The sequence below is a fragment of the Okeania sp. SIO2F4 genome (genome assembly GCF_010672385.1).
GTDB lineage: Bacteria > Cyanobacteriota > Cyanobacteriia > Cyanobacteriales > Microcoleaceae > Trichodesmium.
The window spans coordinates 1-11,559 of the sequence record NZ_JAAHGT010000227.1 but is presented as its reverse complement, the minus strand read 5'-3'; the positions used below and the strand labels follow the sequence as shown (position 1 = coordinate 11,559).

Annotated in this window: 8 protein-coding genes and 1 pseudogene; 4 read left to right on the top strand and 5 right to left on the bottom strand. The window is 35.0% G+C overall.

What is annotated here, in order from left to right; translation table 11 throughout:
• Window positions 1-637 precede the first annotated feature (637 nt).
• On the top strand, window positions 638-1,783 hold the full coding sequence (lysS, locus tag F6K22_RS15965) for a homocitrate synthase (protein ID WP_293099575.1): 1,146 nt from the start codon (window positions 638-640) through the stop codon (window positions 1,781-1,783).
• Window positions 1,784-2,351: 568 nt separating this feature from the next.
• Here lysS and F6K22_RS15960 read toward each other — a convergent pair.
• The 5 genes and pseudogenes from F6K22_RS15960 to fmt form a co-directional block, all read right to left on the bottom strand.
• A pseudogene (locus F6K22_RS15960) lies at window positions 2,352-2,858 on the bottom strand (sulfite exporter TauE/SafE family protein).
• The gene (locus F6K22_RS15955; protein WP_293099573.1) at window positions 2,848-3,006 is read right to left on the bottom strand and encodes a hypothetical protein; all 159 of its coding nucleotides are present in this window, start codon (window positions 3,004-3,006) and stop codon (window positions 2,848-2,850) included. The pseudogene F6K22_RS15960 and the gene F6K22_RS15955 overlap by 11 nt, the downstream one beginning before the upstream one ends.
• Before the next feature lie 337 nt (window positions 3,007-3,343).
• Window positions 3,344-3,478 carry a hypothetical protein gene (locus F6K22_RS15950; protein WP_293099571.1) on the bottom strand — a complete coding sequence of 45 codons (135 nt, stop codon included), beginning with the start codon at window positions 3,476-3,478 and terminating at the stop codon, window positions 3,344-3,346.
• 10 nt (window positions 3,479-3,488) lie between these two features.
• On the bottom strand, window positions 3,489-3,824 hold the full coding sequence (locus F6K22_RS15945; RefSeq protein WP_293099569.1) for a cupin domain-containing protein: 336 nt from the start codon (window positions 3,822-3,824) through the stop codon (window positions 3,489-3,491).
• Between the two features lie 206 nt (window positions 3,825-4,030).
• A complete protein-coding gene (fmt, locus tag F6K22_RS15940) occupies window positions 4,031-5,041 on the bottom strand; it encodes a methionyl-tRNA formyltransferase (RefSeq protein WP_293099567.1) in 1,011 nt (336 codons plus the stop codon).
• 1,062 nt (window positions 5,042-6,103) lie between these two features.
• Between fmt and recF the strand changes: the two genes are divergently transcribed.
• The 3 genes from recF (at window position 6,104) to F6K22_RS15925 (ending at window position 11,389) form a co-directional block, all read left to right on the top strand.
• Window positions 6,104-7,276: a DNA replication/repair protein RecF gene (recF, locus tag F6K22_RS15935; protein WP_293099565.1), complete on the top strand. Its 1,173-nt coding sequence runs from the start codon at window positions 6,104-6,106 to the stop codon at window positions 7,274-7,276.
• Between the two features lie 833 nt (window positions 7,277-8,109).
• Window positions 8,110-8,505, top strand: a complete 396-nt coding sequence (psb27, locus tag F6K22_RS15930; RefSeq protein ID WP_293099563.1) for a photosystem II protein Psb27 — start codon at window positions 8,110-8,112, stop codon at window positions 8,503-8,505.
• A gap of 1,360 nt (window positions 8,506-9,865) precedes the next feature.
• The gene (locus F6K22_RS15925) at window positions 9,866-11,389 is read left to right on the top strand and encodes a glycoside hydrolase family protein (RefSeq protein ID WP_293099561.1); all 1,524 of its coding nucleotides are present in this window, start codon (window positions 9,866-9,868) and stop codon (window positions 11,387-11,389) included.
• Window positions 11,390-11,559 lie beyond the last annotated feature (170 nt).

The window sequence follows — 11,559 nt, the reverse complement described above, 5'->3', positions numbered from 1 at the left end:
GTTTACACCTTAACAAATAGCTCAAAAGTTATTAAATATATTAGATATAGGTAATACCAATGTGATAAATGTTTGCTACAAATAGCTAAGGGACTTTTTAGGAGTCAACCCACCCCTAACCCCTCCGGTGGAGGGGAACTCAGAACTCAGGAGTCGTATGGGAATAGCTTCAATACCATTTATCAGTTTATCACTTATCTTATTAGTCAAAGGAACATCTCCTGTACAGTCTTTTAATCGCCCTTATTATTCGTAACATTCTTTTTTCATGCATGGTATAAGCGCATTATTACAAAATTCAATAGTATGAAGAGTTTTATCTCCAAATCCTTACTTTTACTAAACAATATAATAGACCTGCTTTAACTATTTTTACTTATTCCTTCTATTTGTGAGTTTAAGTTTGTCATTAAAAATTCCTGAGACCTGCTTTAACTATTTTTACTTATTCCTTATTCCTTGTATTTGTGAATTAAAATTTTTCATCAAAGATTGCTAAATTCCAAAATAACTTAAAATATCTTAAATTATTTTAAGATCTAGCATTTTATTGAAAATAAATTGTAATTAATCATACTAACAATCATCCCTATAATATGTTTATCTAAAATTATGGAATTATACCTAAACTAAAAAAATGTTATTAAGTAAACTAGCGATAGTTGATTCTACTCTCCGAGAAGGAGAACAATTTTTTAAGTCAAATTTTTCTACAGGAGATAAAGTTGAAATTGCTAGGGCACTAGATCAATTTGGAGTAGAATATATTGAAGTAACATCTCCAACTGTTTCCCCTCAATCCTATCAAGATTGTAAAAACTTAGCTCAGTTAGGTTTACAAGCTAAAGTTCTCACCCATATTCGCTGCCATCTTGAAGATGCAAAAATAGCCCTAGAAACAGGTGTAAATGGTATTAATCTATTTATGGGTACATCTAAACTTTTACGTCAATTTGGTCATGGTAAAAGTATTGATGAGATTATTGATATAGCTATAGAAGTTATTACTTTTATTCATCAACAAAATCCCCAAATAGAATTGCGTTTTTCCACAGAAGATTCTTTTCGTAGTTCCCTATCAGATTTACTGCGAGTTTATTTAGCAATTAATAAATTAGGAATTGTTAATCGTTTTGGAGTAGCTGATACAGTAGGTATAGCCACTCCCCACCAAGTTTATCAATTAATTCAAGAGATGAGACAATGCTTTTTTGAAGATATAGAATTTCATGCTCATAATGATACAGGTTGTGCCATTGCTAATAGCTTTGCTGCTTTTGAAGCAGGAGCAACTCATATTGATACAAGTGTTTTAGGCATTGGCGAACGTAATGGTATTACTCCTTTAGCTGGATTAATTGCTCGTCTTTATACCCTGGATGCAGGAGCTTTAAATCGAAAATATTCTCTATCTTATCTTCAGAAATTAAATCAATTAGTAGCGGAAAAAATAGGAGTTTCTATTCCCTTCGATCATTGTATTGTTGGGGAAGCTGCTTTTAATCATAAAGCTGGAGTTCATACTAAAGCAGTTCTGAATAATTCTCAAACTTATGAAGCAATAAATCCCAGTTATTTTGATTTGAATCGGTCAGTTTTAATTAATCACAAACTCACAGGTAAAAATAGTATTGCACATCGCGCTCATCAACTAGGTCTAAATCTCGAAACTTTCCAAATTCAAGCCATTACTCAAACAATTAAAACTTTAGCAGAAAGGGAGAAACTCACCTTAGAAAATGTGGATGAAATTTTGTATTCATACCAAAAAAATATTGGTTGATTTTTTGGTAGTCCTATAGATGTAGTGATTTTATTATGGAGGCAGGGAACAGCCAACAGGGAACAGGCAACAGAAAATATATTTATATCTAATTCTTAGTTTTAGAGGAATAGTATTTACTTGCCCACTTAACTTTTTTGAGAATATCACTACTTGTATACAACTACCAATTTTTTTTGTGAATGTGAATATAATTACCAAGTTTATAGCAGCTCTTATACATTATAAGATTGGCAAAAAAAATCCTTAACTAAAAGTTATTGATTGAAAGTTTTTAGCAAATACTATCTTAATATGATGTCCGGTTGAATACTTATGAATAAGGATGAAGGAGTCAGGAGCAAAGAAGAAGGAAGAGAAGAAGAGAAGAAAGTTTTTTATAACTAATTAAACGGACATGATATTACTTTTAACTTTCGTGAAACGGTGTAAGGTAGATTTAGGCGGATTGCTTTTTACCATTTATCAAAGACAATCGCTATAACTGAAATATTAATAAACTCCTTTGTTCCCAGAGAATAAAAACACCACTGAAAATCACAAAAGTAATTACTAACTGACGAAACAGTTAAGGACTAATTTTTTCTAATACTAAATGACCTAGCCAATTTCCTGGAAAAGCAGCTATTCCTATGAGTATCCCATATCCCAAATATGGCAAAGTTAAATTACCAAAAACTGCATAAGTAATCGCCTTAACAATATGAACTACTATCCGGTTAACTGCTTGAGTACCCAATAATTCTTCTTTTTGCAAACCATAATTTAGGTAAAATGGTGCAAGTAAAGGTCCCATACTACCAATAATACCTGACAAAAACGAATAAATAAAACCGGCAGGTAGAAAATACCATGCACGAACAGTAAAAGATTTTTCTTAATTCTTAATAATTAAATTTCTCCCAGAGATAAATAGAAATAACCCTACAAAAAAACTTAGCCATCTTACGGGAATTTTGGTTAACATAAAAGCCCCTAAACAACCACCAATAATAGCACCAGGTAGTTCCCAACACATGACTGTCCAATTAATTTTTTGCCAATAAGCAACAGCACGTTCGGCGTTACCAAGAATTGCTCCAATTGTAATAATTGGTGGAATAGCTATAAGTTCCTAAAAATAAACCAACTATTGGCATTAAGAGAAATGAACTACCCCCACCTGCTAGGGTACTTACAAACCATCCCAAAATACTTGCTAATGTTAACCACACATAGGTCATATTATTTTATAAGTTCTAATTTTTTACTGCTATTTTTTTCACCTAGCTTGATTTTGGGATTTTAAATTTCCTAGAGGAGCTAAAATTAAATAATATTCTCTAGAATCTACCGATAGAAAAATTTAGTCAATTTAAGCAGATGGGCATAAATAAACCTGAAAACGAAAAATCAGAAAATGAAGCCAGAAATCATTTTTTCAAAGATTTTCACTGTTTTGAATCTTCGTGGCTATTTTATGGATACTTCAACCCACCTACTTAGTAGTTTCTAGATAACAAATTTTTAACAATATTAATTAAACAAAAACTTAATTGGCCTTCCTTTTTAAAGCATTAGCTATTCATAATATAATCCTTCTATTGGTACACCATCTTCATATTTATTTTCTTTGGATTTTCCTGGTAATTCATTACCATTAACACCTATACGATTAACTGGAAGTTTCTCTTTTTCTGTACCCACTCCTAACAAGACTAGAGGTTCATCTCCGCAACTTTCTTTCGTTGTAAAAACTACCTCTGGGAAGCAAAATACCTTGATTTTTGGTAAAAACTCCAACTTCACCATCTTTGTCAAAAAATCTGGCTTTTCCTGCTAAAACAAAAAAGGTATGATCCTCTCCTGGATGGGAGTGCAAAACATTTTCTCCCCCTTCAGCGAAACATTTAATTCTCACGCTCATTAAATCAGTTTTGGCGAGAGTATAGTCACTCTTGCCTTTACTCAAAAGCTGAGTTTTAAGTTGAAAAACCTGTGGTTCTAGACTTTGATTAGAATATTTTTCTATCAAGAATTGATTATCTTGATTAGCAACCATTGTCAGTGTTTTTAGGAAACTTTACAATACTAGAAATTATAATATCTCAGTTACCCGATCGCAGATGTGATAAAAATATTAATTTTTTGCTGTGGTTAACTTAAAATTACCTCTTATATTATGTTTTTTTGAATACCCACAATAAAAGTTTTAGGGAATAGGGAGTAAGAAGGTTCTTCCTTCTCTATTAGAACTTCTGACTTCAGTTATAACTCCCCCACTCCCCCAATAATTTCTCCCACTTCCAAACGAGTACCATTAGCAAAATCCCAACCAGAAACCGCCTTCTTCCCCGCCAACTGTACCTGCCACAACAACAACCAACCAGCACCAGTTTGCACCACAGGTCCTAAACCCTTAATTACTTTGACAACCTCCCCAATATTTCCAACAACCTCAGATTCAGAAGACCAAACCTTCTCCAACTTCTGTAATTCCGGAGGCAACTCCGACCAATATTCAGTCCCTACAGGTACAGTTGCCATTACTTTCAAAGACTGACCCCGAAAACTGGTGAAACAATTAGGGAAAAATCCTCTGACTTGGTTGTGAATATCCCAAGCGCTCCTCGACCAATCAATTTCATAATCAGAATTTTGAATCAGTGGAGCGTAAGTTGCCAGAGAATTATCTTGAGGAATAGGTTCAATTTCTCTTTTCCCCAACTTCCGCAAAGTTTCCAACAATAAATCTGCTCCATCTTTTGCCAAAATTTCCGCTATGGATACAGCATTATCCAACAAACCAATAGGAGTCACACTCTTCAATAACATTGGACCAGTATCCATTCCCACATCCATCAACATCGTAGTATTACCCGTTTCCGCCTCGCCATGATAAATAGACCACTGAATAGGAGCAGCACCACGATATTTTGGCAAAATCGAACCATGAACATTCACACAACCCAACTTTGGCATATCCAAAATTTCAGAAGATAAGATTTGTCCATAAGCAACTACGACAAATACATCTGCTTGTGCTTGTCTTAATAAATTGAGAGTTTCAGCATTTTTTTTAACTCGGCGCGGTTGCCAGACAGGAATATTATGAGCAACTGCCAGTGACTTAACTGGAGATGGAATGAGTTTATTGCCTCGCCCGCGTCTTTTATCGGGTTGGGTGACAACTGCAACAACTTCAATTTCTGGGTGAGCTAATAATTTTTCTAGAGTAGCAACAGCAAATAGAGGTGTGCCAAAAAATATTATTTTCATAGGAATAAGGAATTAAGGAAAGTTATAGATAAGTCTAGTATAATTATGATTGGTACTTTATTCCTAAAAACTAAGACATTGTAGTAATGCTCAGAGAGATAATAAGTTTCAATCCCCTGAGAATAATAAGATTGCTTCCTGCCACTCCCTTCCAGTAGCAATAACACAATATGAGGCGTTGGTAATTGATGGAATGATTTATTTTTTGTGGTAGCGCCCCGTACCTAACCCGGTTAATCATTAGACATCTCCGGAAAAGAAGGAACACTTAACTGGGAACAGGGAACACGGATAAATAATTGATAATTTATGGATAATAATTGATTTTCTGGGGGATTCTCCCTACAAATTTCATTCTGTGATTTACCAACCCCAAATTTATAATATGATTTTCAGACCTATTTACCCTTTAACTGACCTGGAAAAAGCTGCTTTCTAATACCAATTCACTTTAAAGATGTCACAAATAGTTTCAAACTTTAAATGTCAAATAATTGCCTCAAACCTTTCTATTGTCAAAGTTTTTAGCCTATCCAATCTAACTTCAGAATTCTGAATTCAGAATTCTGTGAAATGGTATAACTCCTGAGGACTGAGGACTCAGGACTGAGGACTGTAAAATCATACTTTTATTTACAAACGCCCAATATTATAGTGCTATATATAAGAACTCGTCTAAAAATAACCTGAACAGTTTTTTTATGGAAGCTAGATTTTACAATTCATTTGAGATGAAATTTGTACAACCTATTTTTATATTGCTCCTAAGTAATATTTAAGGTAAAAAATATCATGTCTGTAGTCATTAGACATCTACAAAAAATAAACAAGCCTTTTCTTTAACCATTGGATAGGGTTGTAAAAGTCACCAAGTAAATCATTTTTCGTACCTTTTTTATAAAAAAATATTGCATTTTGATTCTTTAATTTTGCCTTCTGGAGTTGGTCTAGCTAAAAATATATATCTTTTCCATGCCTATGTTTATTAACATAACTCCTTTCCTGAATATTCAAAAATTATCGTTTTCTTCCTTCTTCCTTCTTCACCTCTTCCTTCTGAATATGTACCTGAGACATTTACATTTACGACAGTTTCGGAACTACCGAGACCAGAAAGTTAAATTTGATGCTGCCAAAACAATTTTGGTAGGAGATAATGCTCAAGGAAAATCTAATCTACTAGAGTCAGTAGAATTACTTTCTACTCTTAAGTCTCACCGAGCAAATCGCGATCGCGACTTAATCCTAGATAGCAAACCAGCAGGTCAAATTCAAGCATCTTTGGAAAGACAATTGGGAAATATTGACTTAACCCTAACTTTACGGAGTCAGGGTAGACGTACTGTAGCAGTTAACGGTGAAACTTTACGTCGCCATTTAGACTTTTTAAGCATTCTCAATGTGGTTCAGTTTTCTAGTCTAGATTTGGATTTAGTCAGAGGTGGACCCGAAGTTCGTCGTCATTGGTTAGATAGACTTTTGGTGCAACTCGAACCTGTTTATGCTCACATTCTCCAACAATATAATCAAGTTCTCCGTCAGCGCAATGCTTTGTTAAAGAAAATTCGTCAGCAAAAGATAGCAGCAGAAAGTCAGGGTTCGTTATATTCTATTCCTGCTCAAGAGTTAGCTTTGTGGGATGCTCAGTTGGCAACTACTGGAGCGCGAGTAATTCGGCGACGAGAACGGGTTTTGCAAAGGTTAGCACCGTTAGCAAGTGAGTGGCATCGTGCTATTAGTGGGAGTAAGGAAGTTTTACAGATGGAATATTTAGCAAATGTAACTGTTGATAGTAAAGAGTTAATTATTCAGGATAGTTTGGAGGGAGTACGTCAGGCTTTTTTAGAGAAAATCAAAGCAAGGGCGATCGCCGAACAATATCAAGGTACTACGGTAGTAGGTCCTCATAGGGATGATGTAACTTTTAGTATTAATGATACTCCGGCACGACAATATGGTTCTCAGGGTCAGCAGCGAACTTTAGTATTAGCTTTGAAATTAGCTGAATTACAACTTATCGAGCAGGTACTAAAGGAACCGCCTTTGTTATTGTTAGATGACGTTTTGGCAGAATTAGATTTGCATCGACAAAATCAATTGTTAGAAGCAATTACTAATCGTTTTCAAACTTTGATTACTACTACTCATTTAGGGTGCTTTGATGGTCAGTGGTTACAGGATACTCAAATTCTTTCGGTACAGTCGGGGAAGATTAGTGATTTCTTTGATTTTTAGGGAATAGGGAGTGTGGGAAGTGTCGGGAGAGGGGGGAGTGTGGGGAGATGGCGAGATTAAGTACCTTTTTTAAATTCATCTCTAATACCATGCATGAAAAAAGAATGCTACAAAAAGATACATCTTGATTGGAGATGCTTAAAAAGAGCTTCTCCAATTCATTTTAAACAGCTTTATCTATCATTTACCTCTTTTTTTTCAAGATTTACTTCTTCTTTCTTCTTCCTTATTCCCTTTTTCGTAGGGATGTTGCATGCAAATTCCCTACAATTTTTGAACAATTAATAAATTACCTCTTCTGTAATAGAAGGATTGCCTAAAAGGATTTTTTTTCTTCTCAAGGGGAGATTGGATATGGCTAAGTTTCTTCGCCATCCGGTGGTCCTGTATATGTAGTGATAAAATTACAGTGAAGCGATACAGATTAATTTATGACTTGACATCTGAATTATATAGATTTTTTATTATTACTGTCATAGATAATAGTATACTTTTTTCATAATACTTGGGGTTAATTATTGATAGTTTTATGACTGATTATATGTAGCGATCGCCTAGATAAAAATTTTAAAATTATTAAGCATAAAAAACTTAATCTTTTCAAGATTAATGTCAAGAACTAATCATTTATATTGGCTTATCACTACATATACAGGACCACCACAAAAATTTATCACGCTTGGTATAACCCTTCTGCCTTCTGCTTTACCCTAATTTGACAAAAAAGAAAAACTGTAGTAATACAAATTTTTCAAGTAACTATACTAAAATTCTAAGTTAAGCCAGACTATGAGATAATCCATATAAGTCAGATACCATACTAAAAAAGTTCCATGAAACGTTTTATTTCTCGTCTATTAGCCTTAGTTTTAGTTTGTGCTATAGGTTTGATGGGTTGTTCTAACCCCTCAACTTTAAGTGGAAATTATTCGGAAGATACATTAGGCTTAATCAGCAGCTTAAGAGCAGCTATTGAGTTACCAGAAAATACAGAAGCTAAGAGTGAAGCTCAAGCAATAGCACGTCAAATAATTAATGACTATGCCTCTCGTTATCGACGTGATAATTCTGTTGCTAATCTACCATCATTTACTACAATGCGAACTGCTCTGAACTCCTTAGCAGGACATTATAGTTCTTATCCAAATCGTCCTGTGCCTGAAAAATTGAAGAAACGTTTAGAACAAGAGTTTAGACAAGTAGAACTTGCTTTAAAGCGTGGAGTTTAATTGTTGGTTAGAAGTAAGAGAAAATTCAAAATCTTTATTGTCTATCTAGACAATTAGTGATTTTTATATTGACTAGAGATATAGAAAAGATTTTGGTAGTTCTCCTCAATGTAATTTGAGATGGGGATGAGCAATGCGTAGCAAGGGAGCAATATGCTCCCACTGACATACCCCTTATACCATTTCTCAAAAACTTTTCTACTCGTATCTTGAGTAGGGGAATATGGGAGTGGGTAGGAGGTTGCATGCAACGTCCGAGAGCGAGAAGTAAAAATAAGAATAATTAATAGGCTCCTGGCTAATAAATAATTATTAAAAAGCTTCTATGCGCCTCTGTTAATTACTTAATAGTTGAAGTATCGTCAAGTACAGCATTAATTGATGGTAATTGGTATTAAGCAAAATAATTACAATGCACCATCATCACCAAGATTTTTTGGCTCGCTCTGAGAAGATATGCAAATAACAAACAAGGAATTTCTCAACATAAACCCGAACAAGAGGAAATTATGAATTAACAGATTAGTTTTGAATATCAGTTGATTATCTTAATAGTTGAATGTGAAAAAAATCGACCTAACTTAAACAGATTTTAAAGAAAAATCTCAGTAATATCTGTATTACTCCGTTCTAGTTGAACTAGCTATAAACTATGAAAAATATTTCATTATAATTATGGCTGTTTAATTAGATTTTATTGATCTTGTCCTAGCAAAAATCTGAAGGTATTAGACTTCTCCAAAAATGAAAAATAAAATCAATTATTGTCCATAAATTATCAATTACTACCCCCTGTTCCCAGTTAAGTGTTCCCTCTCTTCTGGAGATGTCTATTGGCTATTGAGAGTGAGATATTATATCAAGTCCGGTAGCATCAGTATTTTCAGGCAAGGAAAAAGGAAGAAAGAAGATTTAAAGTAAGCATTCAGCTATGAATTATTAACTCATTTCCTACCACAGAATTGTATGGGTTCACAACTCAAGCGAGTCTTTCTTGTGCTTCAATACTCTGGTTAAAAATGTAGTAGAAGTTAAAATAAAGCTGGCTTCATTCATTAAAAAACTGTTTGCGTAGTATTCCGTAGGATGAGCTGACTGCGAGCTAGCTGAATGTTTACCATTTAAAAGCTGGAAAAAACTTAAATTTTCTGTAGATATTCACACTAACTTTTACAAGCTCCGATACCAGCAGACATGATATTAGGTAGCATATTTTTAGAGAAAACCCCACATCAGTAAAGCTTTGTTGGGTTGGCGAGATACGCTTAACTCAAGCTACATTATTATAACTGACTCCTAACTTCTGAATTCGTGGAAACAGCTAACTAAATTGTAGCCAACATTTATCAAACTGAATATTATGCACAAATTTTGTACCTCACTGACAAAAATTCCAACTAGAAAATATTTCCATATTAGTCTGGTAAGTATTTTATTTAGTCTGGCAGTAAATTCCTTCCTATGGTTTCCTTCAAAAGTACAAGCACAAACAGACATTTATTGTCGGTTGTCACCAGAAGCGATCGCCGAAAAAGAAAGTCTTCGTCAAGCAGTTTTAGGAGGAGATAAAGATGCAGAAAAAAAATATCAAGATATTCATATTCAACATAATAGAGTTGTTGGCAATTGTCGCCTGAGAAATTGGCCGAGAACTCAAGGTATTTGGTTGCGACTATATCCTTGTGATGTTAGACCGGGAGAAATTGATAGGATACTAGATAAAGTTGTTAATTACGGCTATAACCAAGTATACATAGAAGCTTTCTATGACGGACAAGTGCTTCTACCCGCAGCAAATAACCCTACAGTTTGGCCGTCTGTACTCCGCGTACCTGGTTATGAAAATGTCGATTTATTAGCTGATAGTCTGAGAAAAGCAAAGGAAAGAGGTTTGCGTGCTTATGCTTGGGTATTTACCATGAACTTCGGGTACACCTATTCCCAACTTCCCAACCGTCAACAAGCTTTAGCGCGTAATGGTAAAGGTCAAACAACTTTAGATGTAATTCCAGATAATGTTAGTTTACATAACCAGTTAGGTGCGAGTCATGCTTTCCATACTTTTATAGATCCTTACAGTCCGGAAGCACGTCAAGATTATAGGGTTATGGTGAATGAGGTCTTAAAACGCCAACCTCAAGGAGTTTTATTCGACTACGTTCGTTATTTGCGGGGAGTCGGGAGTGACTCTGTAGCGGATGAGGTAAAAGATTTATGGATATATGGTGAAGCTTCTCGAAATGTTCTATTGCAACGCGCTAAAAATGAAGCGGGAAAGAAATTAATTAGAAAATTTTTAGACAAGGGGTATGTTACTTCTGGAGATATTTATGCTGTTTCTTCCAAGGAAACTCCGAAGTGGCAAAGTTTCTTTTCACCCTCTGGTAATGGCAAACTACCAAAAAGAGGTTCTGGAACGCAGGTTTGGGAATTGAGTGTTGCTCATGCTGCTCAAGGAATATTAGATTTTCTCCAGGTAGCGACTCAACCAGTGCAACAAAAAGGTCTGTCTACTGGTGCTGTATTTTTTCCTGGTGGGAATAGGAGAATACGGAATAATGGTTTTGACTCTCGTCTCCAACCTTGGGATCAATTTCCGACTTCGATGGAATGGCATCCGATGTCTTATGGAGCGTGTGGGGATAATGACTCTAGTTGTATTGTTTCTAAAGTGGAGAGAGTTATGAGTATGGCGTCTGATGGTGTGGTTGTTATTCCGGCGATCGCTGGTGTTTGGGGGGAACCTTTTAAAAATCGTCCTTCTTTGGAAATGCAAATGCAAGCTATTAGGAGAGCGACTCCTCAGATTAATTCTATTAGTCATTTTTCCTATGGTTGGCAAAATATTGAAGAAACTCGTCTGCGGAAGTCTTGTCGGTTGTAAAAAATTAGTCATTGCGACGATAGGAAGCAATCTCAGAGGTGTCACGAGATTGCTTCCTTCCACTCCGTTCCAGTCGCTGCGGACTTTATATTATTCTATGATTTAGTTTTCCCAACGTAAATCTTGTCGGTTGTAAAAAATTAGTCATTGCGACGATAGGAAGCAATCTC

Excerpts from the sequence above, each read along its gene's own strand:
- lysS (WP_293099575.1), top strand. The coding sequence starts at position 638 with ATGTTATTAAGTAAACTAGCGATAGTTGATTCTACTCTCCGAGAAGGA.
- F6K22_RS15955 (WP_293099573.1), bottom strand. The coding sequence starts at position 3,006 with ATGACCTATGTGTGGTTAACATTAGCAAGTATTTTGGGATGGTTTGTA.
- F6K22_RS15945 (WP_293099569.1), bottom strand. The coding sequence starts at position 3,824 with ATGGTTGCTAATCAAGATAATCAATTCTTGATAGAAAAATATTCTAAT.
- fmt (WP_293099567.1), bottom strand. The coding sequence starts at position 5,041 with ATGAAAATAATATTTTTTGGCACACCTCTATTTGCTGTTGCTACTCTA.
- recF (WP_293099565.1), top strand. The coding sequence starts at position 6,104 with ATGTACCTGAGACATTTACATTTACGACAGTTTCGGAACTACCGAGAC.
- psb27 (WP_293099563.1), top strand. The coding sequence starts at position 8,110 with ATGAAACGTTTTATTTCTCGTCTATTAGCCTTAGTTTTAGTTTGTGCT.
- F6K22_RS15925 (WP_293099561.1), top strand. The coding sequence starts at position 9,866 with ATGCACAAATTTTGTACCTCACTGACAAAAATTCCAACTAGAAAATAT.